This is a genomic window from Aliamphritea spongicola, from assembly GCF_017051665.1.
GTDB lineage: Bacteria > Pseudomonadota > Gammaproteobacteria > Pseudomonadales > Balneatricaceae > Amphritea > Amphritea spongicola.
The window spans coordinates 283,189-310,025 of record NZ_JAFIDL010000002.1 but is presented as its reverse complement, the minus strand read 5'-3'; the positions used below and the strand labels follow the sequence as shown (position 1 = coordinate 310,025).

The window sequence follows — 26,837 nt, the reverse complement described above, 5'->3', positions numbered from 1 at the left end:
GAAGTTACGCACCGAGCCTCAAAGGGTCAGCACATAACAGTCCAACAAAAAACGGGGCCCGGTCGCCAGGTAAAACGATACCGGTTCCCAAAGACCCCGTCAGGCACGATGCGCAATAGCTGCTTACATCAGGCCTGCTTCTTTGTAGTACTTAGCAGCACCCGGGTGCAGCGGAGCCGACAAACCGTCACTGATCATTTCTTCTTTCTTCAGATTAGCGAATGCCGGGTGTAACTTGCGGAAAGTATCGAAGTTTTCGAATACCGCTTTAACCACTGCATACACCACATCTTCCGGTACAGCGGTGGAAGAAACGAAGGTTGCACCCACACCGAAGGTGTTGGTATCTGCATCGTTACCCCGGTACATGCCCGCCGGAATAGTCGCTGTACGGTAGTAGCTGTTATCAGCAACCAGCTTATCCACAGCAGAGCCGGTCACATTTACCAGCTTGCTGTCACAGGAGGTGGTGGCTTCTTTGATTGCACCACTTGGGTGACCCACGGTGTAGATCATTACGTCGATCTTGTTATCACACAGTGCGCTGGCCTGCTCAGATGCTTTCAGCTCAGATGCCAGGGCAAAGTCAGCATTGGTCCAGCCCATGGCTTCCATCAGCACTTCCATCGTACCGCGCTGGCCGGAACCCGGGTTACCGATGTTCACCCGCTTGCCCTTGATATCTTCGAAATTAGTGATACCGCTGTCAGCCCGTGCCACAACAGTGAACGGTTCAGGGTGTACGGAGAACACCGCACGCAGATCTTTGTTAGCGCCGGCATCAGCAAATTTGCTGGTACCGTTGTATGCGTGGAACTGCCAGTCAGACTGGGCCACACCCATGTCCAGCTCACCGGCACGGATAGTATTCAGGTTATAAACAGAACCACCGGTACTTTCTGTTGAACAGCGTACACCGTGGTCTTTACGGCCCTTGTTCACCAAACGGCAGATTGCACCACCAGTCGGATAATAAACACCGGTTACACCGCCGGTACCGATAGTGATGAATTGCTGATCAGCCGCCTGAGTTGCGACCGGCGCAGACAGACCAAGAGCCAGAGTAAACGCCAGCGTTGCCGCCTTAGTTGATTTAATCATTGTGAAGCACCCACATATATACGTTATTTTTTTTCTTTAAATGCTGTTGCCATACGTTACACCGGTACTACCCGAACCAGTTCTTCCAAACAGGAATACAAACGTATCGCCAATACAAACCATAGTTCATATCAGCAAGAGTACATCATGAATAATACATATGAGTCAACGATTTAAAACAATAGAATCATTTGTATTATTCATAATAAACCTTAACCAAAAACTCAGTAAGCATCTGATTATTAATAACAAAAACACTATTGAAAAAGTTACACAGCCCTCCGTGAAGTTTCCCTGATGGGTCGTAAAACGCTAAAACCCCAACAAAAAAGACAAACAAATCACTGAAAAAAACACGCTTACATCTACCCAATATGAGTAACGCATACTCGAAATAAGCCGGATATATCCCGAAATCTGCCACAACGATTCCCCTTTACTCTCGACAAAAGCGCTGAAAAAATCTTGTCAGTCCGGCCCTGTAGCCGTCTCTTTTCCCAACCGTACCGGCAGCAACTGAAAAGGTTCATCAGAGCCATTCCCAAGCAGCAATTTTGTTCAATACAGCAATATCACTGCCCATTAAGCTGTCAGCATCATTACCTCTGGAGCCTTCCATGCTGACAATCGTTTTATCTATGCTGGCATTTGCCCTGGTCGGTGCCATTTCACCGGGGCCAGTGAACATTGTTGCCACCGGAGCTGGCGCAAACTATGGCTTTCGCGGTGCTCTGCCCCATGTGCTGGGCGCCACCCTGAGCTATACACTGATCGTTTTTCTGGTGGGGGCAGGCCTGAACCGGTTACTGATTCAGTTTCCCGACTTTGCCATGATTCTGCAGTACGCAGGCGGTGCTTTTCTGTTATGGATGGCCTGGAAAATTGCTTCTGCCCGCCCGGAAAATCTGCAGTCTGATAAACAATCAGAGCCGCCCCGTTTGCTGGAAGGCGCGCTCTGTCAGTTACTCAACCCCAAAGCCTGGCTGGTATCAGCTTCCGGCGTTAGCCTGTTCGTCAGCAGCCAGCAACCGGCGGAACTCTTCTTACTGATTTTCTGTACGGTATCCTTTGCCATGTGCCTGATCGGCGTTGGCAGCTGGGCCCTGCTGGGGCAGCTGATCAGCCGCTACTTGTCGAACCCGGTACGTCAGGTTATGTTTAACCGGGTCATGGCGGCTCTGCTGGTCGCCAGTATTCTGACCATCATTAATGTTTAATCCGCCAGAGGCGCTGACGATGACTGCCAGCCACGCACCGGACATCCGTAATAACTGCTTCTTTGCCCGCAGCCCATCGCTGCCGCAGGCAGAGCTGCGTCTGGCAGATCATTCCAGTGCCTGCTACGGCGTTCATTCCCATGATGAAGTGTCATTCGGCGTCATTGATGCCGGCAGCGCCCGTTACCAGAACCGCCAGCGCAGCCACCGGATCGGGACAACAGCAACCGTGATGATGAATCCCGGCGACGCCCACTCCTGCAATCCGGATAACGGTGAATGGTCCTACCGGATGCTGTTCATTGACAGCCAGCTGATCGGAGAGTTACAGGCGGAAATATTTCAGTGCCAGGGGCAGGATTACCTGTCATTTCCAGGTCCTCTGGACACAGATCAGCAAAGCTACCAGGCATTCAACGCACTTTTCAGTGCCCTGCAACAACCGGATACAGGCATGGCTGAAAGCCTGCTGATGGACTATCTGGCCCTGCGGTATGCAACGGTGGCACCGCTGAATAAAGAGGTGATGAAGACCGATACTGCTGGCGTCCGTCAGGTACGGGAAATGATTCTGGATCAGTTGGATAGCAATCTGTCACTGGACAGCTTTGCCAGTGAAACCGGGCTGAGCCGCTACCACCTGATCCGCAGTTTCAAGAAGGTTTATGGCCAGTCACCCCATGCCTGGCAGCTGGATCAGCGCATCAAAACCGCCAAGCGATTACTGCGTGAAGGTGAAAGCCTTAGCGATACAGCCAGTCAGCTAGGGTTCGCTGATCAGGCACATTTTCAGCGTAACTTTAAAAAACGCCTGGCGATTACCCCACGGCTGTATCAGTCTTTTTTTATCTGAGCGCTTATCTGAACTTTTACTCTGAGCTCAGGCCCGGCAGGGAACATCACCGGGCTTTTTTCACCGTTATAAAACACAGGGAATGACTATGTTTGATCCAAGCCAGATTCTTGCCTACGCCACAGCACTGGCCATTGCCGCCATCATCCCGGGGCCGGGTATAACCGCATTAATTGCCCGCAGTATTAGCGGCGGCGCAATTACCGGTTTCAGCTTTCTGCTGGGTTTAGTTCTGGGTGATCTGATTTATCTGTCATTCGCAGTATTCGGGCTGGCACTGATTGCCGAACAGCTGAATACCCTGTTTATTGTCGTCCGCTGGGGCGCTGCTCTGTACCTGAGCTATCTGGCCTGGCAGTTCTGGTTTGCGGAACATCAGCCACTGGATACGGAACAAACTATCCGCCGTAAAGACCTTATCACCGCCAGTCTGTCAGGTTTAACCATCACAATGGGCAATCCGAAAACCATCGCCTTTTATCTGGCGCTGCTACCACTGGTAATCCCACTGGATGCCATTACCCTTCACAGCTGGGGGCTGGTTCTGATTCCGACAACCGTTCTGGTGCTACTTACTGTAGGAGGCGTCTATATTTCAGGCGCTGTCCGGATTCGCCGCTTACTCTCTCAGCTACATGCACAGCAAATAATGTTCCGCAGTGCCGCCGTTATGATGCTGTCTGCAGCCGGGTTGATGGTTGGTCGCAGCCAGTAATTCTGTAAGCATTCATCAGCCCCGGGGGCAGTAACAGTCTGAGTAAAATGCACCGTTCAGCTGAAATTTTCCAGCTGTAACCGATCATCAATGCTCGCATTACGGGTCGCACGGCGAATACTGGCCAGCAGCTCTTCCGGACCACAGGCATAAATCTGACAATCATCTGCCAGGTCCGTCAGCAACTCTGCCGGGTTAAGACGCTCTCCATCATGGCTGAAATAGGTAATCAGCCGTTCCCCCAGCAGGCTCTGCAATTCAGGGTAAAATGCCATCTGTTCAGAGCTTTTGGCGGCGTAGTGCAACTGAAACTCAGCTCCCCGCTGCAACAACGCCAGCGCCATGGATTTAAGCGGTGTAATGCCGATACCACCGGCAATCAGCAATGCCGGGCGGTTATCTTCATGGAGAGCAAAATGATTCTGAGGCTCGGTAATCTGTAACCGGGTGCCTAACTGATAATGGCGCTGCAGCGCTGCAGCCAGTTTGGAATCCGCTTTAGCCTGAACCGCTATCTGATATTCATGGTTGCCCGGCGCGCCGCACAGGGAGTAATGCCCCATGCGGATACCCTGAGGTGTCGGCACAGGCACCTGCAAATGCGCCCCCGGGCTGAAAGTTGGCAGTGGTTCCCCGTTCACTGACTGCAACTGATAACTGCGTACCTCAGGTGTTAGCTGGCTAACGCCGCTGATTTTCAGCCCTAACGGCCCGTCACCCAACACATTGTCAGATACCGGTACCGGCTGATCTGCTACCGGCGCTGCTACTTCAGGCACCGCCAGCGCCTGCCACTCCTGTTCCGTAAAACGGGGGGTAATATATTTGGGACAATTCCAGTCGAAGCCTTCCACATCAATCAGATAGCTCCGTTCCACCGGCGCCCGGAAATCCGCCTGTTCCAGCGCCGCCAGGGTTTTCAGATCCTGAGGGTCCACCAACCTGATACGGCCCAGCAGTTTTAACCGGGTACGGTTAACGTAATCCATAAAAAACAGCGCAACCCGGTTATCCCGGCGAAAATTACCCAGACTCACGTACTGCCGGTTACCACTGTAATCGGCAAATCCGAGGGTCTGTTTGTCCAGCACCCGGACAAAGCCGGCAGCCCCGCCACGATGCTGTACATATGGCCAGCCGGTTTCGCTGACACTCGCCATGTAAAAACTGTCACGGGCCTGAATAAAGCCCGCTTCCGCTGCACTTAACCGGCCATTGAAATCTTCGCCGCCCAAAAAGCCCTGATAAGCCTCCCGGCTGCCGTGCCGCTGCTGCTCCGCCAGCACGGATTCGGTAAAGACTATTTCTGCAAAACGGTGTCCCATAGCCGGCCCCTCCTGAATCGGTGAAACGCTGCACTGTGGTTCTCACAGTACAGCAGTCTTACTTTAAAAAACGCTCCGTCAGAAGCTGACGATCAGCCTGCCAACTTCAGATCCACTTCCGGGAAGTCGATGCTTACCTGGCTAGCTTTTGCCAGCATATTGGTCAGCAGGTTCATTGCCACATGGGTGATAATCTCAACGATCTGAGCATCGTTATAGCCTGCTTCACGCACCACCAGCAGTTCTGAATTGGTGACAGCACCGGTATTTTCCGCCAGAGAAAGGGCAAACTTCACCGCCACCGCTGCATTATCATCCAGGCTGGCACCCTCACGGTTCGCGGCAATTTCAGCACTTTCCAGACCGGCCTTACGGCCCAGGGCAGTATGCGCAGAAAGGCAGTACTGGCAGCTGTTGGTCTGGGCCAGTGCCAGTGCAATCCGCTCCCGGGTTTCACCGTCCAGCTCACCGTCACCGGCAACACCATGCAGCCCCAGAAACGCCTTCAGCGCCACTGGCGAGTTAGCAAACACCTTCAGAAAATTCGGGACCATGCCCAACTGTGCCTGAATCGCATCCAACAGTTCACCCTGCTCTGCACTGGCAGCATTACGTTCAACAACATTAATCCGGCTCATTGTGTCACTCCTTAGCGCTTGTGCGCTGTCTGGTTATAAAACCCGCGTTCACCTCAGCGGGTGAAGACACTATGAGCCATTACATTTCATTAAAGAATCACCTAAAATTTAATTTCATAATTACGATAAATGAAATAATAGGCAGACAGTCCATGGATCAGTTCCACCTTCTGAGGGTCTTCAGCGCCGTTGCTGAGCAGCAGGGATTCGCCGCAGCTGCCCGCCAGCTGCGCATTTCCGCCCCGGCAGTCACCCGCGCCATTGGTCAGTTGGAAGATCATCTGGGAGCAAAACTGCTGGAGCGCACCACCCGTCATGTACACCTGACGGATGTGGGTAGCCGGTATCTGGAAGATTCCCGTGCGGTGCTGGAACAGTTAGCGCAGGCGGATCAGGCCGCTGCCGGTATCAATGCAGCGCCCCGCGGATTGCTGACCGTTACGGCTCCCAGCCTGTTTGGCCGCCGTTTTGTTGCGCCGCTGATGCTGGAATATCTGCGCCGTTTTCCGGATGTACAGGTTAATGAGCTGTTTGTAGACCGCCGGGTAAATCTGGTGGAGGAAGGCATTGATGTGGGCATCCGCATTGGCGACCTGCCGGACTCAAACCTGCGGGCTCGCCGGGTAGGTACCGTCAGCCGGGTACTATGCGCCAGCCCCGCTTATCTGCAGGAGCACGGCAACCCTGAATCCCTCGGTGAACTGCAGCAGCATAACCTGATTGATGCCAGCCCGTCGCTGGACTGGCGCTTTCAGACCCCGGAAGGGTTGCGCACGCTGAACTTCCAACCCCGCCTGAGTACCTCCGATAACGGCACTGCTATTCATGCCGCCTGCGCCGGATTTGGCATTACCCGGGTGCTGTCCTATCAGGTGGCGGCTAAGTTTGCCTCCGGCGAGCTGATCCGCTTACTACCCGAATTTGAACCGGAACCCTGGCCGGTCAATATAATCCACCGGCAGGGGCCACAGGGGTCTGCCAAAGTCCGCAGTTGCGTGGATCTGCTGGCAGAGAACCTGCAGCAGGCACCTTGTCTGAAAGGCTGAATACTAAGTGGATATTTCACTGTGCAGCTGTTGCAGAAAACCTTCCATATAGTCAGTACGCCGCCGGGCCTCTGCTCTGGCGGCTGCGGTATTCATGGTATCGGCCAGCCGCAATAACTTAGTGTAAAAGTGATCCAGGGTGAACTGGCTGTCATCCGGCGCCCGCGATTCACAGAACGGATCATCCGGCTGATACAGAGCCCGCTGCAACCCGGTACCCACCTGCAGGGTACGGACAATGCCAACCGCCCCCAGCGAGTCGAGCCGGTCGGCATCCTGCACGATCTGAGCTTCCAGGGTTTCTGCCGGAATTCCGGCACTGAAACTGTGCGCTACAATGGCATGATGAATGGCATCATGCCAAACCTGTGGATAACCGATCTCCTGCAGAAACCGGCAGGCTTTATCGGCGGCCTGTTGCGAACTTAACCGCCGTTGCGGATGGTCTTTTGGATACGTAAAACAGTCATGTAGCCAGGCGGCGGGCATCACCACTTCAGCCTGTGCCTGCTCCGCTGCGCACAGCTGCCGGGCGGTCTTCACCACCCGCAACACGTGATTAAAGTCATGTGCCGTATCGGTGGTCATTTCCGCCTGAATAAAAGTCGCGAACTGCGCTTCAAAGTCTGTCACTGGCTGTTGATTCATGATCTGATCCGGGGATTTTTCAGCATTATTCCTCACCGGACAGCAGAAAACAAAAAGCCCGGTGCTCCTTACGAAGTACCGGGCAAAAACCTGTGTAGCACAGAACACAGGGGGTGAGCAGGAACAGTTGCGGCTCAGCACAGCCGGCAACTGTCCGGGTCTTACCTGTTACATCTTCATCCGTTCGCCTTTCGGATCGTACAGACCACGCAACGAAGCAGTCGCACTGACCGGCTCCAGTGCCACTTCGATCTCGAACCTGGCAGCCGCCAGCGCATCAGCGGTCAGGTTCGGCGCATTCACATACCCCATGCCGATGGCACCACCCACCGAGTGACCATACATACCGGACGTCAGGTAACCCACCACGTTACCGTCCATCAGAATCGGCTCGTTGTGATACAGCAGCGGCTCAGGGTCATTCAGTTTGAACTGCACCAGGCGGCGATCCGGCAGACCGGCAGCTTTCTGCGCCATAAAGGCTTCGCGGCCGATAAAGTCGCTGGCGTCCGGCTTGGCAGTGAAACCAAGGCCCGCCTGAATCAGGTTGTCTTCAGAGGCGATATCATGGCCCCAGTGACGGAAACCTTTCTCCAGACGTAGGCTGTTCAGCGCATGCAGACCCACATTGCACAGCTCGTATTCTGCACCGGCCTGATGGATCGCGTGGTAAACCTTTGCAGCATCCGCCGCCGGTACCATAATCTCCCAGCCCAGTTCACCCACGTAGCTAATCCGCTGCAGCCAGACTTCCACACCGGCCATCTGCGCATAGCGCCCGGTGCTGAAGATAAAGCCGTCGGCACTCAGATCCGTTTCGGTGATTTTCTCCAGTACCTTACGGGCATTCGGGCCCTGTACTGACAGACAGGCAAACTGCTGGCTAACATCTGTCAGCTGGCTATCACCCAACAGGTTACGTTTCAGGTGCCACCAGTCACGGTTAAATGAACCGATACCGGTGGTGACCCAGAAGCGCTCAGCGCCCATCCGGGCAATGGTCAGATCCGCCTCAATACCACCGCGCTCGTTCAGCCACTGGGTATACACCAGCTTGCCTTCAGGCACGTCTATATCCGCACAGCTGAGACGCTGCAAAGTCGCCATGGCATCTTTACCCACCACTTCAAACTTACCGAATGAAGAAATGTCGTACATACCCACGCTTTCACGGGTTGCCAGATGCTCGTCACGGTAGAAATCAAACCAGTTCTGACGCTTGTAGCTGTATTCATACTCCGCTTTGGCGCCGTTACGGGCGAACCAGTTGGCACGCTCATAGCCGCCCACTTCACCGAAACAGGCACCGGCTTCAGCCAGTTCGTTATGCAGCGGTGAATGCTGGATATCCCGGGCGGTGTGGTACTGATAGAACGGCCAGTGCATGGCATAGGTGTGACCCAGTGCTTCCGGAATACGCTGTTCAACGTAGCTCTGGGTACGCTGTACCGGGTGGTGACGACGTACGTCACATTCGGTGATATCACCGGACGGATAGCCATCGATGATCCAGTCAGCCATCAGTTTACCCAGGCCACCGCCGGCACCAATGCCTTTAGAGTTCAGACCACAGGCGACGAAGAAGTTATCCACTTCCGGGGTTGGGCCCAACAGGTGCAGGTTATCGCTGGTGAAACTTTCCGGGCCGTTAAACCAGGTACGGATACCCGCTTCACCGAAGGCCGGTAGCGTCTCCATACCGCGCATCAGGTACTCTTCAATGTGATCCATTTCACACGGGAACTGGTCGAAACAGAAGTCTTCCTGAATACGGCTCATCGGCAGGCCCTTGGCGTTATGCTCAAACCAGCCGACCAGTAACTTACCAGCGTCTTCCTTGAAGTAAACGCCCTTGTCGAAGTCCCGGAGTACCGGACGCTTGCTCATGGATTCCATTTCATCGGTCACTACGTAGTAGTGTTCGCAGGCATACAGGGGCAGATCCACACCGATTTTGGCAGCGATATCCCGTGACCACATTCCGCCGCAGAGAATGACCTTATCCGCACGGATTTCACCGGCATCGGTCTTCACGCCCACGGCTTTGCCATCTTCAACGATGATGTCGGTGACCTTGGTTTTCTCACGGATGTTGGCACCGCCCATTTTCGCGCCTTTTGCCAGCGCCATGGTGGTATCAATCGGGTTGGTCTGGCCATCTTTTTCAATGTACAGGGTGCCCACCACACCGTCAGTGTTGATGCCCGGATACAGTTCCGCCAGACGTTCGTTGTCGATCATTTCAGAATCCACACCGAATACCTTCGCCATGGATGCGGTACGCTTGAGTTCTTCCAGACGCTCTTCAGAACGGGCAATGGACAGCGAGCCGATACGGGCATAGCCGGTGGCCTGGCCGGTTTCTTCTTCCAGGCTGGCATACAGTTCGTGGCTGTATTTCGCCAGATTAGTCAGGGTCGGGGTTGGCCACAGCATGCTCACCAGACCGGCAGCATGCCAGGTGGTACCGCAGGTCAGTTGCTGACGTTCCAGCAATACCACGTCACTTACGCCACGTTTGGTCAGATGATAAGCAATAGAGGTACCGACGATACCGCCACCAATAATTACCACTTCAGCTTTTGCCGGCAAAGGTGCCTGGGTTGTTTCTTCAGTCATCACTCAAATCCTGTTTTTATTGCTTTTATCTGACACCTGCCGGCGATGAAAACCTTGCCGGGCTGGCGACCTGCAGAGCCTGCTTTGCAGCAGTGAATAGCCGCCATAATGACACAGAGGAAAAACCTCTCACAATTGATAAATATCTTCTTTATGGTAAGTTTTATTACCATTAAACATTCTTCTTCCCGAGCCGGTTTCTGTTATGGAAAAAGCCATCAATCACCGCAAGCTGCCACCGCTGAAAACCCTCAGTGGCTTTGAGGCGACAGCCCGCTTACTGAGTTTTCGCAAAGCCGCTCAGGAACTTAATCTTAGCCACCCTGCGATCAGCCATCAGGTGCTTTCACTGGAAATAAATCTTGGGGTTAAGCTTTTCAACCGCAAAGGCCGGCAGATGGTACTGACCCCGGAAGGTGAACGCTTTTATCCGATCGCCCGGCGGGCACTGGAAGAACTGATCAATGGCAGCGAAATGCTGCGCCGCAGTGCGGCCGTCAAACCCCTGAGAATTCAGACCTACATTTCGGTATCTATCCGCTGGCTGTCACACCGGCTGAGCCGTTTCCGGGCAGCCCATCCAGACATTGAACTGCAGCTGATCTCGAGTATTGAAGAACAGGACTTTGACGAAACCAATGCGGATATAGGGCTGATTTTCAACCGTTCCGCGGCGCCATCCCATCTGGCATGGGAGCCGCTGATCAGGCCTGCACTGCGACCGGTATGCCACCCTTCGCTGGTGAATCATCAGACGGATCTGCAGCCGGAAGAAATACTTCAATACCCACTGATCACGGTGACATCCGAACGCTGGCAGTGGCAGGACTGGTTTGAGGCAGCAGGGTTTTGCGCCTCACAACCGAATCGCCCTCTCAGCACCGACAGTACCGCCATTGCTCTGGAAATGGCGATGGACGGGGAAGGCATTGCCCTGCTGAACGGCCCGTTTGCGGATAAAGACTTGAAAGCCGGTCGGCTGATCCATCCCAGTGAACACGCGGTAAGCAACCTGGGGGAATGGGGTCTGACCTACCGGAAAGATACCCGGCCACAGCCGGATATTGAGGCGTTTGTCCGCTGGATGCTGCTGGATATCAGCAAGCATCCCTGATTACGGACATATTTTTTTTCAGAAGCGCATTTGTGCGCTGTGGAAACTGTTGTACAGCAGTGCTGCGGGAATATCGCTGACCGGCGTAACCACAGCCGCTTCAATTGGCACCGCTTTTCCCTGACGCTCGGCCTTAGGGGTGATATGCATGTGCGCTTTGTAGCATTTGCTGAAATGCGCCGCCGAGACAAACCCACAGGCTGCCGCCACATCGATGATCGGCCGGGAGGTTTGCTTGAGCAACTGACGGGCCGCCAGTAAACGCAGCTTGATGTAGTACTTCAGCGGCGTACAGTCCAGATGCTTCTTAAAGATCCGCTCCAGATGCCGGCGGGAAATACCTACATAACCGGCCAGCTCTGTCAGGGATAACGGCTCTTCCAGATTGGCTTCCATCAGGGCGATAATTTCCGCCAGTTTCGGCTGGCTGAGCTTCACCGGGTCTGGCAGATGAACAGACTGTTCCATCATGGACGATTCAAACATCAGCGCTTCAGCAACCGACTGCGCCAGTTCCTGGCCCTGATCATCAGCAATCCGGTTAATCATCAGTTCCAGCATTGCGCAACCGCCGGCACAGCTGAATCGCGCACCGCCGGTAGTAAACGGCTTCAGGGTAACCGCCACCCGTGGCCGTTCTTCCTGCAGAACGGTAGAAAACTCACGCTGCACGCTGCAGCTCTGGCCATCATAGAAACCGGCTTTTGCCAGTGCCACCACACCGCTGGCAACCCCACCCAGCGAAACACCACTGGCTGTACAGCGCTGTAAACGCGCCACCAGCATATTGGTCAGTTCAGGGACTTCGGAGCCGCCGACAACAATCAGCGTATCAATGGCTTTGCTGGCAATCAGCTCAGCGATGCTGAAATCCGGCACGGTAGTTACGCCGGTGGACGCCCGAACTTTTTCGCCGTCAACCGTCGCGGTGAAGTACTCATAGAGACATTCTTCCGCGACCTGATTGGCAACCTCAAGCGGCTCAAGCGCAGATGTGAATGACAACATGCTGAAGCGGTCTAACAGCAAAAATCCGATCTTTTTTTGGCTCATTATTATTGTCTCCAAAAGTATCTTAATCCGACTATTTTTATCCGGAAGATGGCCGTCGTGACGGCAGTGTAAATTTCTTCTGCATAAGGCTTCCCGCAACAGAAAGCCTTATGCAGAAGCACTGTTTCCAGTGCATGTCCGGGTGATCTGTGACGGGAACAGCGGTGCTGTTCCCGTTTGCAGAATACCGGCGATCAGACCCGCAGACGCTCGTTCTTCGGATCGTAGGCAGGCATCATCTCAACGTGGGCTTTACGCTCACCCAGAGAGGTTTCCACCATGACCTGCTGGCCGGTGACGTTGTGTTCAGGTTTCACGTAGGCAAATGCCAGGCTCTTACCGACACGGTGGCCAAACGCACCACCGGTGGTTAGACCGGTAACTTCACCGTCAACCCAGACCGCTTCGTTACCGAAGCATTCCGCTGGAATATCGTCATCAAACACCAGATAGGCGTTTACCATTTCCAGTCCGTTTTGCTGACGTTCACGGATATTTTCAGCACCGATAAAGTCCCGGCTCAGATCCATGAAGCGATCCATGCAGGCTTCTGCACCGGAAATTTCCTCAGTGAATTCATGGCCGTAAGCACGGTAGCCTTTTTCCATCCGCATGGAGTTCATGGCCATGCCACCGAAGTCACGCAGACCCAGCGCTTCACCGTTGTGGAACAGGGATTCATAGATAGACAGCACCTGCCAGGTCGGCATGTGCAGCTCCCAGCCCAGCTCACCAGCGTAAGAAACCCGCATGGCGAATACTTCCGCTGAGTCCACCTGAATCATCCGGCAGGACAACCACGGGAAACCGGCGTTGCTGATATCTTCCTCTTCGTCCAGGTGCTCCTGAAGGATTTCACGGGCCTTAGGACCGGTCAGTAACAGGCCACCCCAGGACTCGGTGATATCTTCGATGGTGACGTCATAGCCTTCTTTGTGCCATTCCATCCACTGGTAATCTTTCACCTGCGAGCCAATTGCGCCCATCAGAATGAAGTGATCTTCGGCGATCCGGCTGATGGTTTGTTCAGCCATGATGCCGCCGTTTTCAGCGTGGAACAGGGTCAGGGTGATACGGCCGTCTTTCGCCGGCAGCTTGTTACAGGACAGCTTATCCAGGAAGGCAAATGCATCCGGACCTTTCACCACAAACTTCGCCGTACCGCTCAGGTCAGCGATACCACAAGCGTTCTGTACAGCAGCACATTCTTCTGCCACGGCAGCGTGTGCTTCACTGTGCGCCCAGTTATGGGTTTCGCCACGGATCTCATCAGTAGTGAACCAGGAAGGTTTCTCGTAACCGGTATTCACCACATGCACAGCACCTTTCTGTGCCAGCAGGGTGTGCATCGGACTGACTCGCATCGGACGGCCGTGCGGACGGTTGTCGTTCGGCGCACCGAAGGAATACATACGCTCGTAAGATTCGATCGCCCGGGTGATGCAGTAGTTCTTATCGGCCCAGGTATCAAAACGGCGGCTGTCCAGTGACGCCATGTTCAGTTCTGTCTGACCGTGCACCATCCACTGCGCCAGATACTTACCGATACCGCCCTGGGCAATACCGATAGACGCACCACACAGGTTCCAGAAATTACGCAGCCCCTTCGCAGGACCTACCAGGAAGTTATCATCCGGGGTGTGGGTGATCGCACCGTTGATGATGGTACGGATACCCACTTCACTGAAGCCCGGCACCAGTTCCATACAACGTTCCAGGAACGGCATGATACGGACCAGATCGCCCGGGAACAGACCACGGTCGAAGTCCCAGTCCATGCCTTCCAGCGCCCATGGCTTGGCACCTGAGGTTTCATACGGACCAATCAGGAAGCCATTACCTTCCTGACGGATATAACTGGCCGCCCAGGAATCACGGGTAACGGGCATTTCACGGGCCAGCTTAGCCACTTCAGGGTGATCATCGGTTACCAGATACTGGTGTTCCAGATTCACGATAGGAATATGTACGCCCACCATGCGGCCGACTTCCGGTGCGAAACAGCCACCGGCGTTTACCACGTGCTCGGCAATGACCGTGCCTTTCTCAGTAATAACTTCGTATTCACCGCTTGGTAGCAGGTTGATATCAATCACCCGGTTGAAACGGGACACTTTGGCACCGTTTTCGCGGGCCAGCTGACCCAGTGGCATAACGATGGAGGTCGGATCGATGTGACCGTCATTCGGCGTGTACAGAATGCAACGGGCGTTATCGAAGTTCATCAGCGGATTAACTTCTTTGGCTTCTTCACGGCTGATGAAGCGCATTTCACAGCCCACGTTACGGGAACGGCTGATCACGTTACGGAACCACTGTTCTTCAACCTCGGTGTAACCTACCCGCAGACTGCCGGTACGGTGGAAGGTTGACGGCAGACCGGTTTCACGGGGAATGATCTCATCGTAAAGCTTGATGGTGTATTCGTGGATCTTCGACAGGGTGTGATTACCGTTAAAGTTCGGACACAGACCCGCCGCGTGCCAGGTTGAGCCGGAGGTAAGCTCACCCTTTTCGATCAACAGAACGTCGGTCCAGCCTTCTTTAGTCAGGTGATACATGAGGTTCACACCCAGTGAACCACCGCCGACGATAACAACTCTTGCTGTTGACTGCATACAATTCTTCTCCTTAAATTCATGCCCGTTGAAAGGCAGAACGGCGACCCGCACACACTGTGCAGGCCGCCATTAACAGGCAGTCATGCTGCCTGCAGAATATTTAACGGCCCATTTCCGATGCCGGAATATGAATGGTGTAGCGCTCACGGATAACCTGATCCACTTCATCACTGATGTGTTTCGGGAAATACGTGCTGAGAATGGTGTTCTTCTTCTCAATGGCTTTTTCCAGCAGCACCGGCTTACCCTTTTCCTGCCACACGTTCGGGCTGTCACGGTCACTCATCACCGGATAAATATATTCAGACTGCATCACTGACAGGGTCTGGCTGGACCCCAGGTAGTGACCCAGATCATTCAGACACACTTCCTTAAGGGTATCGAAGCTCAGGGACGCTTCATCGACCTTAATGCCCTTAGTCATACGCATACAGGCACCTAGTACATCGTTATCCATCAGGTAAGATTCCGGGCAAACACCCAGCAGGCTGGCATACATACCGCCGGACTCATAAATGATGTTGGCACCGGCCATCGCCGCCGCGGATGCGGTGTAACCCCGCTCAGCACCGGCCTGATAATCCGGGAACTTAGAGTCACTCATCCCCGCCGCGGTACCGGTTGGCAGATCAAAGTACTTACCCATCTGAGCGCAGGCTGCCGACAGCAGGCCCTGTTCAGGGGAACCGCCGCTCATGGCACCGGTACGCAGGTCACTGACAAACGGCCAGGTACCGATAATCGCCGGCGCACCCGGACGGATGGCATTCACGTACACCAGACCACCCAGACATTCCGCCCAGGCCTGCGCCACAGTACCCGCCAGCATCGCCGGTGCGGTTGCACCCGCCTGACCAGCCGACAGCAGCAGTACTGGCATACCGCGCTCCACACCGACCCGCAGACATTCCAGCGACTCTTCAGCAAACTTCATCGGCGGTACAACAAAGCAGTTAGACATGCTCACGAACGGACGGGCACGCCACTGCTCTTCACCACCGGCAATCAGTTCCAGCATGTCGATGGTTTCATCCACATGATCCGCTTCGGTAAAACTGGTACCCACGTGTTTGGTAGTCCCCATAACAGACAGGTAAGTGGTGTTCAGGTCCAGTTCCCGGGGATCAGCAATATCCCGCAATACACAGGTACGCTGGAACATATGAATGTGTTCGCAGTTATCAATGATCCGCGCCATGTCATACAGATCTCTGGCGGTAGAATCACGGTATTCGTTCTTCATCGGATCAGCGATCATTACCGCCGCACCTGCCGTTGAAAAGTGTACCCGCTGGCCACTCAGATCCAGATCGAACTCCGGGTCCTGAGCGTAGAGTTTCAGATTACGGTCAGCCTTATTCATCGCATCTTCAACGACAGCACGGGGGAACCGTAAACGGCCGTCCTCACCAACAACCGCGCCGACTTTCTGACAGGTTTCAATGCAGTGTGGCGTCGCCTGAGAAAAGCCAACTTCTTCCAGAATTTTGAAAGCAGTCTCAGCAACCGCTTCCATATCCGCCTGGGTCAGCGGCTGGTATGTCCCGCCGGTTTCACCGGGCAGAACCGGCTTGGAATCTTTATCAAGCGGCTTACTGCGCAGCGCCAGCATCGCCTTTCTACCACCAGATCTACGTGCCATGATCACTCCTGATATTTAAACTTCTTATTATTTACGACCTGTCAGGTCGCTTTTTAACTACTCTAAGGTCGTATTCGAGAAAATATTCCTCCTTCACAGCTGAATTCACAATTGATATATTCTTACCCACGGATTAGATAAACTAATCCGAAAGCACTTAACATAAGTCATTGATATCATGAGCAAAAAACTGTAGCGCCAAATCTATTTGCCCAAAAACCAGCAGAATATTGATACAGCGCATACCCCCTGCAGGGAAAAATACGGATACTTAGCGAGCACCGGACAACTGTTTAATAAATAAACAGACTGAAACACGTAAACCTCATAACAATTGGGAATAAAAACTGCCTATGGCCCGACGTCTCCCACCGCTGAACAGCATGAAAGCCTTTGAAGCAGCTTCCCGACGCCTCAGCTTCACCCTGGCGGCGGAAGAACTGCACGTCACCCAGGCGGCCATCAGCCATCAGGTAAAATCCCTCGAAGAATATTTGCAGACGCCACTGTTCGTGCGTTACCCCCGCAAGCTGGAACTGACTGAACCCGGCGAAGAGCTGATGCACAAACTCAGCAAATGCTTTGATGAAATGGACGCGGCTATCAGCGGCCTGTTACAGGAACATAACCGCCAGTCGCTGAAACTGCGGATGGGATCAGCTTTTGCCGCAAAATGGATGTCACCGCGACTTCCGGAATTCAGCCAGCAATATCCGGAAATCGATCTGTCGTTTAACTATTCGCAGGTCATCGCCGATTTCGATACGACTGATGTAGACATCTGTATCACCTTTGGCAACGGTGAATGGCCCGGTCTGGAAGCCTATCCGATCATCCATCTGGACTTCTTCCCGGTATGCAGCCCGGCGTTTCTCCACCGGCATGGTGAGATTACCTCTCCCCACCAGTTCGCGGATCTGCCACTGCTGCACGATCTCGATTACTACACCTGGACACAGTGGCTGTTGCAGGTAGGGGCGGATGGCGTAAATCCACGTAGGGGCAGCATTCTTGATGACAGTAACGTACTGATGCAGGCGGCGATAGACGGTCAGGGCGTGGCCATGTGTTCCACCGCGCTGGTGTCGGATCATCTGGCAGCAGGGCATCTGGTGAGGTTATTTGATGAGACCTTCGTCAGCCGCTGGGCCTATCACCTGGCTTATCCAAGCAAAAACGCCAACAACCCCAGCATCATCGCGTTCCGCGACTGGCTGCTGACCCATGCAAATCTGGAAATCTGAAAAAAATCCCGGGCAGGAAATTTGCTGACCTTTAAGAGCAGTCTCAGCAAACTCCAGGCAGGCCCGGGTGTATAAAGATGTACAACAAATTGAAGTAGACAGCACAAAACGCCGTAACGGATTACGGTACGCTCCGTACCTCATCATAAGCTACCGGAAGCGGCGGCACTTGCCTAACGAGTATTTCTTATAGATGCATATAGATTTTTAATAAGCAGTTGCTTAATTACCCGCCAGCCGTGGCCTGCAGCACGGCAAATCTGAACAGCTAAATTCCTTAAATCACCTTTTCCTGCGACATCAGCTCAGCTTTTCAACACAGAAATCGATAAAACACCGTACCTTCATCGGCAAAAACTGCCGCTGCGGATAGACTAAATAGAAAGGCGTTGCCGGTGGCGAAAATTCTGTCAGCAGCGCTTTCAGGGTGCCTTTTTTCAGATCTTCCCGAATCAGAAACTCCGGCAATAAGCTGATCCCCAGATCCCCCAGCGCCGCTGTGCGGGCCGCCTCCATACTGTTCACTGACAACCTGCCGTTCACTCTGATGTTCAAAGGCTCCCCGGACGGGGATGCCAGCTCCCAACTGCTGGAGCCGTCATCACAGAAAAGTACGCAGCTGTGGGCTGGCAGATCGTCCGGTGACTGCAATACAGCGGCTTCGGCCAGATAAGCTGGCGTAGCACACAGCAATGAAGACGACTCTCCCAGCTTCCGGACCACCAGACTGGAATCCTCCAGATGCGCCACAAAACGCACCGCCAGATCACAGCCTTCTTCCACCAGATCAATCACCTGATTGGTAAAGTGCAAGCTTACCGCCAGTTTTGGATAACGTTTCATAAACTCCGGCAACAGAGGTGCCAGTATGTTTTGCCCCAGTGCCAGCGGAGCAGTCACCCGCAGCCTTCCGGATGGTTGTGAGTGCAGCGCCTGAGTGCTTTCCCGCATGGCGTCAAAATCATCCAGTAAGGCTTCAGCCCTGACCAGAAAATTCTGCCCGGCCTCCGTTAAAGATACTTTGCGGGTGGTACGGGTAAACAAGCGCACCCCCAGGTCACTTTCCAGTTCTTTAACGTAACGGCTGATCACCGATGCGGCAGTATTCAGGTCCCGGGCAGCGGCGGAAAAACTTTCCCGCCGCGCGACCTGCGTAAAAGCACGGATTGCTGAGATATGATCCATTATTCGAATTTCTCGATTAATTATTTGCCAATATAGCCAATTATCATCATTTATGGATGAGTATAGAGTAATTCCCATGATGAACGACAACGCTTTAAGGAGTGAGTCATGGAACAACGTTATCAACAGCAGATAGCCCACACCTATTACCTGACAACCGGCAGCCTGCGCCTGCTGGAAGCGGCACTGACCAAGGGGCCAAAACAAACAATACGTGAGCTGGAACACAAAGGCTGCCCCTGCTGCCCGGAAAAATAAATAACCTTACCGGGCCGCATACCGGGCGGCCTGACGCCCATTTTCGGTACATCCGCACGGCGACGCCGGATCTGCACACCGCATTTTACTTCGCCGGATTATCCTGCTTATATGACAATCTCTACAAAGCCCTGCAGGAACATTCATGAATCAGTCCCGGATCGACACCAGTCTGCAGGCATTAGCGCTTCTGGACAGCGACATTGCCCGGGCGTTTGCTGAACTGGGCTCACCGCCGCCCCGCAGCCGGCCGGCGGGGTTCAGAACCTTTCTGAATATTATTGTCAGCCAACAGTTATCCACAGAGTCTGCGGCCGCCATCATGGGCCGGGTAGAAAGCCTGCTCACCACACAGGGCACACAACCATTACAGGCCAGCTGTATTGACGCCCACTCCGATGAAGCCTTACGGACGGCGGGTTTGTCTTTCAGAAAAATTGAATACATTCGCGGGCTGGCAGAGGCCGTAAACACCGGCCAGCTGGATATCGACGGACTGGCAGATTTACCGGACGATGAAGCCATCGCCGCCATCACTCAACTGAGGGGCTTTGGCCGCTGGAGTGCTGAAATCTACCTGATGTTCGCCCTGGGCCGGGAAGACATTTTCCCCGCGGAAGACCTCGCCGTGGTCACCGCCCTTGGCAAACTGAAGCGGCTGGACGGCAAGCCCAGCGCAAAAGAAGCCCGCGCAATGACCGCACACTGGTCACCTTACCGCAGCGCCGGTGCACTGTTCCTGTGGATGTATTACCGCGGCGCGCCGGTCTGAACAGGCAGTACATCCCTACTCTTTAAACTTCGCGTGACGAAGGGGTTGGACTCTCTTAATATACCCCCGCAAGCACAACAATCAGGTTCGCGAGATTTCCCATGACAGACCTCAGCCCGGCTAACATCATTCTTAATGCTGATTCCTACAAGGCCTCACACTTCCGGCAATATCCGCCGGAAACCACCCTGGTATCCAGCTATATAGAAGCCCGTGGCGGTGAATATACACAAACCGTGTTCTTTGGCCTGCAGATGTTCCTGCAGCAGTATCTGAGTAAGCCCATTACGGCGGCAGATATCGATGAGGCAAAAACCATCATTGAAGCCCATGGCCTGCCCTTCAATGAGGCCGGTTGGCAACACATTATAGAGAAGCACAACGGTTATCTGCCTCTGGAAATTCAGGCCCTGCCGGAAGGCTCCGTGGTCCCGACGCAGACGGCCCTGGTGCAGGTCATTAACACCGATCCTGAATGTGCCTGGCTGACCAGCTACATCGAAACCGCCCTGCTGCGTGCCGTGTGGTACCCAACGACCGTGGCAACCCTTTCATGGCACTGCCGCCAAACCATTCAACACGCCCTGATGAAAACCGCCGATACCTGCGACGGGTTAGACTTCAAACTCCATGATTTCGGCGCGCGGGGGGCCAGCAGTGAAGAATCCGCAGCCATCGGTGGCGCAGCGCATCTGGTGAATTTCATGGGCACCGACACCATCAGTGGCCTGCTGGCCGCACGCCGATATTACGGTGCAGACATGGCTGGCTTCTCCATTCCTGCTGCTGAGCACAGCACCATCACTGCCTGGGGGCGAGACAACGAAGCCGCAGCCTATAAAAACATGCTGGATGCCTTCGCCGGCCCCGGCAAACTGGTGGCAGTCGTCAGTGATTCTTACAATTTATGGCACGCCATCGACCATATATGGGGGCAGGAACTGCACGATGCTGTCACCGAAAGCGGCGGTACACTGGTGGTCCGCCCCGACAGCGGTGATCCGGTCAGCGTGGTCAGTGAGACGCTGGAACGGCTGATGAAGGTCTTCGGCTACCACACCAACAGCAAAGGCTTCCGGGTACTGCCGGACTGTGTGCGGGTCATACAGGGGGACGGCATCTCCCGCCTGAGCATTTCAGCGATTCTGGCAGAAATGGAACAGCGTGGCCTGAGTGCCGACAACATCGCCTTCGGTATGGGCGGCGAACTGTTGCAGAAGGTCAACCGCGATACGCTCAACTTCGCCATGAAAACCTCGGCGGTGAACATTGCCGGCCAGTGGAGGGATGTTTATAAAGACCCGGTCACTGACAGTGGCAAACGCTCCAAAAAAGGCCGTCTGGCGGTTATCCGCAGCCAGACAGGCGAACTGCAAACCATCCGCGAAAACGATCTTGGCAACCAGCCGAACCTGCTAACACCGGTTTTCCGCAACGGCGAAGTCCTGCAAACCGTCAGCTTTGATGAAGTTCGCCAACGGGCCCGGCAGGAAATCAGCTAAGCCGCCTATTAAAAAATCACAGACAAGAAGCCACAGGTACAAAAAAAGCTGAGGATTCACATCCTCAGCCTTTTTTATTCATTCATCCGACGTTTAGCTTTTCAGCGCCGCCTGCTGAATGGCGGTAATTTCCGCAATGCCTTTCTCTGCCAGTGCCAGCATCGCGTTCAGCTCATCACGAGAGTACGGCTCACCTTCTGCAGTGCCCTGTACTTCAACAAAACCGCCTTTATCCGTCATCACAACGTTCATATCGGTTTCGGCATCGGAATCTTCTGCGTAATCCAGATCCAGTACCGGCTCACCTTTGTAGATACCCACAGACACTGCAGCAATGGCATATTTAACCGGATCGCCTTTCATAGCGCCGTGCTTGTCCGCTTTCAGGAAGGCAATCGCATCCATCAGCGCCACATAGGCACCGGTGATTGATGCTGTACGGGTTCCGCCGTCCGCCTGAATGACATCACAATCAATAGTAATAGTGTTTTCACCCAGCTTGTTCAGGTTCAGACAGGCACGCAGTGAACGGCCAATCAGACGCTGAATTTCCAGCGTACGGCCACCCTGCTTACCGCGGGCCGCTTCACGGCCACAGCGGCTGCCGGTTGCCCGTGGCAGCATGCCGTATTCAGCGGTTACCCAGCCCGAACCTGAGCCGCGCAGAAAACGTGGCACACCACGCTCAACCGATGCAGTACAAATCACCTTGGTATTACCGAACTCCACCAGCACCGAACCTTCGGCATGCATAGTGTACTGGCGGGTGATTTTCACCTCGCGCATCTGATCCGCGTCGCGGTTGCTTGGGCGAATCGTCGCCACACCCAGGTTTTGTAACTGATCGGAGATAGAAGAGCTCATGAATACTAAATCTCTGCTTAGAGTTGCGCTGCGACATAGAGCCGAGCCAATCGGGCTGATAGAATGTCTTGGAAATGTGAATTCTAATCGAGAAAAGACAATATGACACGTAGTATGACCGCTTTTGCCCGTCAGGAAGTTCAACAAAGCTGGGGCAGCCTTACCTGGGAAGTGCGTTCGGTTAACCACCGCTACCTGGAACCGCACCTGCGTCTGCCGGAAAGTCTGCGGGATCTGGAAGGCCCGCTGCGGGAACAGCTACGTAAAAGTCTCAGCCGCGGTAAGGTTGAATGCACCCTGCGATTCGTACCGGAAGCCCAGTCCCAGACCCTGACCGTCAATCAGGATTTCGCTGGCGAACTGGTGGCTGCCGCGCAGCAGGTTGCCAGCATCATCCCCAATGCACAGACACTGGACCCGCTGGAAGTGCTGCGCTGGCCGGGCGTTTTGCAGGACACCAAACTGGATATGGATGCGGTTAAAAAAGCCGGGCTGGAATTGTTCAGCCAGGCACTGGCCGAACTGATCGAAAACCGTGGCCGGGAAGGCGCCGAACTGGCCAACCTGATCGACCAGCGTCTGGATGCCATCACCGACATCGTCACCGATGTGCGCGCTAAGCTGCCGGGCATTCTGACCAAGCAGCGGGAAAACCTGCAGGCCCGTCTGGACGAATTACAGGCCGAACTGGACCCGACCCGCCTGGAACAGGAAATGGTCATTCTGGCCCAGAAAGCTGACGTCGACGAAGAAATGGACCGCCTCAACACCCACGTTCAGGAAGTAAAACGGGTCCTGAAGCAAAAAGGCCCGATTGGCCGCCGGCTGGACTTCCTGATGCAGGAACTCAACCGCGAAGCCAACACCCTGTCATCCAAATCCATCGTCAGCGATACCACGCAAAGCGCTGTGGAACTGAAAGTCCTGATCGAACAGATGCGCGAGCAGATTCAGAATATTGAGTGATACTTGCTTCATAAAAAAGCCCTGATTATTCAGGGCTTTTTTATGTTTGCATGCTTCGCGGGCTAACTATAGAAGCGGAATAACGCCGCTAACGCTGCCATTCAGACCCACTGCGGTGTTCAATAAATCCCGGAAATGAATTATCCGGGGTTATCTCGGTACGTTTAATAAACGCCCGGTGAATCCACTTCTGAACCTGAGAAGAGTCATCTGACCACTCGTAGATCTTTGCGAATCCACACTTAACATTATCAGCCAGCCGTGGCGGAACGGTTTTTTCAAAGTATTTACGGTGATGATTATTTGCCGCATTCCGATAAGCAGCCGTGTGCAACTGGCTCTGTGCTGGCGGCTGATACGAGGGTAATAAAATTCCGACCAGGCCGGAACAAGGATTATGCTCAGTATGCCGGACAGATGAACCAATCTCCCAGTCCACATATCTGCGCCGCCAGGTGTCCGAACCGATCAGCACAACCGTCACTGTGGTATCTCTCAGATAATCATCCCGGACAATCTGACGTATATACTCCGGCGCTTCATATTCATCGATATCACCGATGGGCTCAGATGGTGACACCGTGATGCTACTGTCATCTGCAAACAACTGCTCAAACCGGTCACGGTATGCCTGATCACTGGCGTGGTGGTAACTGACAAAAACCTTATATGGCTGGCTCATTCCTGAATTCCTTTTCTGCATAATTAATCGCAATATCCATTGCTGGCGCTGTATCGCCTGTCAGATAAATTACCCATATGCATTTGAATTGCAAGCCGAAACAGTTTCATCCTCTGCGGTGATTTATGACCTGGCAAGACACAGCCGTAACAGACTCAGCCCGACTTTCGAAACAGCCCTCCGCCACCACAAACCTCTGCAGGCTGACCGGATATTCACCTCTAACATTCTGCAAATCCTAATTTGCGACACACCATCCGCCCGATCTGTGTATATACTTCAGAGAACAGCCGTCACTTATCCGTATAATCCATGAAAACCCTACAGGCAGAATCGTTACTGAAAGAATTCGGCCTCCCGTATTTCAGGGAACTGGCCAGCTTTGGTGCACTGTCTGACGAAATGATCCGCAACATGGTTCACAAGGGGGTCTGTGTACAGTTGGAACAGGGGGAAATTCTTAAACCTTACGAATCCCCGGTGGACGGCTTCAGCATTGTACTGAAAGGCGATATCGCCTTTTACAAACACTGTGAAACCCATGATGTTCTGACCCGTCACTTCCTCGCCGGCGAACAGATCGGCTTTGACTCCATGATCGCCATGATCCCCAACAGCGGCACTGAAATCGCCTTTGATGACAGCATAGTACTGCAAATAAGCGCCACACAGTTCTTTGATTTACATGTGGATTTTCCCAATGACTTCGGCCTGTTCATGATCAATCTCTCGCGGGAACTGTCCCGGGAAATCGCCATGCTGGAAGACGTGGTTGGTAAAAGTACCGGCTGGCAGGCCTGACCCATCAACCATTAAGGCAAGTAGGCTGTCTTTCTAACCCACCTGTACCCCGTTCATCGCATCGTCTATATTGTTCGAACGCCGGATTTCTGCGGCAGCCCGGACGCCGATTTTCAGCTGAAGTAACTCAACTTAAAGGAATAACAATTATGATTACTCAAGCCAGCAAGCAGTTGGGGATTCTGTCGGCATCGTTGCTGCTGTCCCTGCAACTGCATGCCTCATCTCAGGTGGCTGATTCAGTTGCGCCGGAAACAGCCAGTGGTCTGCAGAGCAAGCAGGCCGTTACGGCGAATGATTTTATGGTGGCGGCAGCCAATCCTCTGGCGGCGCAGGCCGGATATGATGTGCTGAAAAACGGCGGCACCGCGATGGATGCCATGATCGCAATTCAGGCCATGCTGGGGCTGGTTGAACCGCAGTCTTCCGGTCTGGGTGGTGGTGCCTTTCTGGTGTATTACGATGCCGAGCGCAAGCAGCTGACCACCTTTGATGGTCGCGAAACCGCACCGCTGGCGGCAACACCTGAACTGTTTCAGGATGCCGACGGTAAACCACTTAAGTTCTACGAAGCCGTTGTGGGTGGCCGTTCTGTCGGTACCCCCGGTACCGTTAAACTGATGGCGGATATGCACGCCCGTTACGGTAATCAGGACTGGGCAAGCCTATTGAAACCCGCTCAGGATATGGCAGCTAACGGTTTCCGGGTATCTGCCCGTCTGGCCGGTGCAATCGCTAATGATAAAGAGCGCCTGAGTACCTATCCTGATACCCGGTCTTACTTCTTCAGCGCTGACGGTAAACCGCTGCAGGAAGGCCATCTGCTGAAGAATCAGGCCTATGCCGATACCCTTGCTCTGCTGGCGAAAGACGGCGCCGATGCCTTTTACAACGGCCCGATAGGCAAAGCCATCGTCGCCAAAGTAAACAGTATTGAAGATAATCCAGGCATTCTCAGTGAACAGGATCTGGCGATCTACAGCGTGAAGGAACGCCCGGCGGTCTGCGCGCCTTATCGTCAGTACGATATCTGCGGCATGGGGCCGCCAAGTTCCGGTGCGCTGACCGTCGGACAGATTCTGGGCATCAGCAGCAATTTTGATCTGGCAGGTATGGGCGCTGACAGCCCGACAGCCTGGCAGGTTATCGGTGATGCATCCCGTCTGGCATTTGCTGACCGCGGCCGCTATATGGCCGACAGCGATTATCTCCCCATGCCTGAGGGCCTGCTGGATAAGGACTATCTGGCCCAGCGTGCTGAGCTGATTAAGGAAGGGAAAGCCCTGACAGAAGTCGCTCCCGGTGAGCCCCGCTGGGAACAGGCGGTTGCACAGGCTGACGACATAGCCATTGAGCTGCCGTCCACCTCACACTTCGTGATTGTGGATAAAGCCGGCAATATCCTCTCGATGACCACCACCATCGAAAACGGCTTTGGCTCCCGGGTAATGAGTAACGGCTTCCTGCTGAATAACGAGCTGACTGATTTCTCATTCGCGGCACAGAAAAACGGCTATCCGATTGCTAACCGTATCGAACCTGGCAAACGCCCCCGCTCGTCCATGTCACCAACCATCGTGATGCGTGACGGCCAGCCTTACATGGCAGTCGGCTCACCCGGCGGCTCGCGGATTATCGGTTATGTGGCCTCGACTTTGATCGCTCATCTGGACTGGGGTATGGGCATTCAACAGGCCATCGACCTGCCACACCTGATCAACCGCTTCGGCACCTATGATCTGGAAAAAGGCACCGCCGCTGAAGGGTATCAAGCAGCTCTTGAGGAAATGGGGTTCAAGGTTAACGTTCGTGACCTGAACTCCGGCCTGCAGGCCATCATTCTGGATAACGGCAAACTGACCGGCGCAGCCGACCCCCGCCGTGAAGGTCTGGCACTGGGCGACTAACCCGTTCCACCGCTTCCTGCCCCGCTCCGGGGCAGGGATTTCTGCTATAAAGTCTTAGATAAGA

23 protein-coding genes are annotated in these 26,837 nt (G+C 54.0%); 12 read left to right on the top strand and 11 right to left on the bottom strand.

The genetic code is table 11. The features are described 5' to 3' along the window. Positions 1-123 precede the first annotated feature (123 nt). On the bottom strand, positions 124-1,101 hold the full coding sequence (locus tag JYB63_RS07985; RefSeq protein ID WP_205657330.1) for a TAXI family TRAP transporter solute-binding subunit: 978 nt from the start codon (positions 1,099-1,101) through the stop codon (positions 124-126). A gap of 617 nt (positions 1,102-1,718) precedes the next feature. Here JYB63_RS07985 and JYB63_RS07980 point away from each other — a divergent pair. The 3 genes from JYB63_RS07980 (at position 1,719) to JYB63_RS07970 (ending at position 3,886) form a co-directional block, all read left to right on the top strand. Further along, complete coding sequence (locus JYB63_RS07980; protein ID WP_205657329.1) at positions 1,719-2,318, top strand: LysE family translocator; 600 nt, start codon at positions 1,719-1,721, stop codon at positions 2,316-2,318. 19 nt (positions 2,319-2,337) lie between these two features. Next, positions 2,338-3,171, top strand: coding sequence for an AraC family transcriptional regulator (locus JYB63_RS07975; protein ID WP_205657328.1), 834 nt, complete (start codon positions 2,338-2,340; stop codon positions 3,169-3,171). An 88-nt stretch (positions 3,172-3,259) separates the two neighbouring features. Then, complete coding sequence (locus tag JYB63_RS07970; RefSeq protein ID WP_205657327.1) at positions 3,260-3,886, top strand: LysE family translocator; 627 nt, start codon at positions 3,260-3,262, stop codon at positions 3,884-3,886. A gap of 56 nt (positions 3,887-3,942) precedes the next feature. On the opposite strand, the gene JYB63_RS07965 is transcribed toward JYB63_RS07970, so the two are convergent. Further along, positions 3,943-5,211, bottom strand: a complete 1,269-nt coding sequence (locus JYB63_RS07965) for a pyridoxamine 5'-phosphate oxidase family protein (RefSeq protein WP_205657326.1) — start codon at positions 5,209-5,211, stop codon at positions 3,943-3,945. Between the two features lie 92 nt (positions 5,212-5,303). Beyond that, positions 5,304-5,849, bottom strand: a complete 546-nt coding sequence (locus tag JYB63_RS07960) for a carboxymuconolactone decarboxylase family protein (RefSeq protein ID WP_205657325.1) — start codon at positions 5,847-5,849, stop codon at positions 5,304-5,306. A gap of 152 nt (positions 5,850-6,001) precedes the next feature. Here JYB63_RS07960 and JYB63_RS07955 point away from each other — a divergent pair, with 152 nt between their 5' ends. Next, complete coding sequence (locus tag JYB63_RS07955; protein ID WP_205657324.1) at positions 6,002-6,895, top strand: LysR family transcriptional regulator; 894 nt, start codon at positions 6,002-6,004, stop codon at positions 6,893-6,895. Positions 6,896-6,898: 3 nt separating this feature from the next. Here the strand turns inward: JYB63_RS07955 and JYB63_RS07950 are convergent, their stop codons facing one another. Continuing rightward, the gene (locus tag JYB63_RS07950) at positions 6,899-7,543 is read right to left on the bottom strand and encodes an HD domain-containing protein (RefSeq protein WP_205657323.1); all 645 of its coding nucleotides are present in this window, start codon (positions 7,541-7,543) and stop codon (positions 6,899-6,901) included. A 168-nt stretch (positions 7,544-7,711) separates the two neighbouring features. After that, the gene (locus JYB63_RS07945; RefSeq protein ID WP_205657322.1) at positions 7,712-10,162 is read right to left on the bottom strand and encodes a GcvT family protein; all 2,451 of its coding nucleotides are present in this window, start codon (positions 10,160-10,162) and stop codon (positions 7,712-7,714) included. A gap of 205 nt (positions 10,163-10,367) precedes the next feature. On the opposite strand from JYB63_RS07945, the gene JYB63_RS07940 reads away from it, so the two are divergent. Next, positions 10,368-11,276: a LysR substrate-binding domain-containing protein gene (locus JYB63_RS07940; RefSeq protein WP_205657321.1), complete on the top strand. Its 909-nt coding sequence runs from the start codon at positions 10,368-10,370 to the stop codon at positions 11,274-11,276. An 18-nt stretch (positions 11,277-11,294) separates the two neighbouring features. Here JYB63_RS07940 and JYB63_RS07935 read toward each other — a convergent pair whose 3' ends face one another. The 3 genes from JYB63_RS07935 to JYB63_RS07925 form a co-directional block, all read right to left on the bottom strand. Continuing rightward, positions 11,295-12,329 carry a GlxA family transcriptional regulator gene (locus JYB63_RS07935; RefSeq protein WP_205657320.1) on the bottom strand — a complete coding sequence of 345 codons (1,035 nt, stop codon included), beginning with the start codon at positions 12,327-12,329 and terminating at the stop codon, positions 11,295-11,297. A 194-nt stretch (positions 12,330-12,523) separates the two neighbouring features. Beyond that, on the bottom strand, positions 12,524-14,947 hold the full coding sequence (locus JYB63_RS07930) for an FAD-dependent oxidoreductase (RefSeq protein WP_205657319.1): 2,424 nt from the start codon (positions 14,945-14,947) through the stop codon (positions 12,524-12,526). Positions 14,948-15,050: 103 nt separating this feature from the next. Further along, a complete protein-coding gene (locus JYB63_RS07925; RefSeq protein WP_205657318.1) occupies positions 15,051-16,592 on the bottom strand; it encodes a trimethylamine methyltransferase family protein in 1,542 nt (513 codons plus the stop codon). A 353-nt stretch (positions 16,593-16,945) separates the two neighbouring features. On the opposite strand from JYB63_RS07925, the gene gcvA reads away from it, so the two are divergent. Beyond that, the gene (gene gcvA / locus JYB63_RS07920) at positions 16,946-17,836 is read left to right on the top strand and encodes a transcriptional regulator GcvA (protein ID WP_205657317.1); all 891 of its coding nucleotides are present in this window, start codon (positions 16,946-16,948) and stop codon (positions 17,834-17,836) included. Between the two features lie 300 nt (positions 17,837-18,136). On the opposite strand, the gene JYB63_RS07915 is transcribed toward gcvA, so the two are convergent. Then, entirely contained in the window at positions 18,137-19,021 is an 885-nt protein-coding gene (locus tag JYB63_RS07915; RefSeq protein WP_205657316.1) for a LysR family transcriptional regulator, read from the bottom strand. Between the two features lie 108 nt (positions 19,022-19,129). Here JYB63_RS07915 and JYB63_RS07910 point away from each other — a divergent pair, with 108 nt between their 5' ends. The 3 genes from JYB63_RS07910 (at position 19,130) to JYB63_RS07900 (ending at position 21,553) form a co-directional block, all read left to right on the top strand. Then, the gene (locus tag JYB63_RS07910) at positions 19,130-19,279 is read left to right on the top strand and encodes a hypothetical protein (protein WP_205657315.1); all 150 of its coding nucleotides are present in this window, start codon (positions 19,130-19,132) and stop codon (positions 19,277-19,279) included. 145 nt (positions 19,280-19,424) lie between these two features. Next, positions 19,425-20,051 carry a DNA-3-methyladenine glycosylase family protein gene (locus JYB63_RS07905; protein WP_205657314.1) on the top strand — a complete coding sequence of 209 codons (627 nt, stop codon included), beginning with the start codon at positions 19,425-19,427 and terminating at the stop codon, positions 20,049-20,051. Between the two features lie 101 nt (positions 20,052-20,152). Beyond that, a complete protein-coding gene (locus JYB63_RS07900; protein WP_205657313.1) occupies positions 20,153-21,553 on the top strand; it encodes a nicotinate phosphoribosyltransferase in 1,401 nt (466 codons plus the stop codon). 93 nt (positions 21,554-21,646) lie between these two features. On the opposite strand, the gene rph is transcribed toward JYB63_RS07900, so the two are convergent. Next, positions 21,647-22,417, bottom strand: coding sequence for a ribonuclease PH (gene rph, locus JYB63_RS07895; RefSeq protein ID WP_205657312.1), 771 nt, complete (start codon positions 22,415-22,417; stop codon positions 21,647-21,649). 102 nt (positions 22,418-22,519) lie between these two features. Here rph and JYB63_RS07890 point away from each other — a divergent pair, with 102 nt between their 5' ends. Next, on the top strand, positions 22,520-23,383 hold the full coding sequence (locus JYB63_RS07890) for a YicC/YloC family endoribonuclease (protein WP_205657311.1): 864 nt from the start codon (positions 22,520-22,522) through the stop codon (positions 23,381-23,383). Between the two features lie 88 nt (positions 23,384-23,471). On the opposite strand, the gene JYB63_RS07885 is transcribed toward JYB63_RS07890, so the two are convergent. Further along, positions 23,472-24,065 (bottom strand): TIR domain-containing protein, encoded by a 594-nt coding sequence (locus JYB63_RS07885; RefSeq protein ID WP_205657310.1) that lies wholly within the window; start codon positions 24,063-24,065, stop codon positions 23,472-23,474. A gap of 312 nt (positions 24,066-24,377) precedes the next feature. Between JYB63_RS07885 and JYB63_RS07880 the strand changes: the two genes are divergently transcribed. Both JYB63_RS07880 and ggt read left to right on the top strand, forming a co-directional pair. Continuing rightward, positions 24,378-24,866: a cyclic nucleotide-binding domain-containing protein gene (locus tag JYB63_RS07880; RefSeq protein WP_205657309.1), complete on the top strand. Its 489-nt coding sequence runs from the start codon at positions 24,378-24,380 to the stop codon at positions 24,864-24,866. Between the two features lie 149 nt (positions 24,867-25,015). After that, positions 25,016-26,773, top strand: coding sequence for a gamma-glutamyltransferase (gene ggt / locus JYB63_RS07875; protein WP_205657308.1), 1,758 nt, complete (start codon positions 25,016-25,018; stop codon positions 26,771-26,773). Positions 26,774-26,837 lie beyond the last annotated feature (64 nt).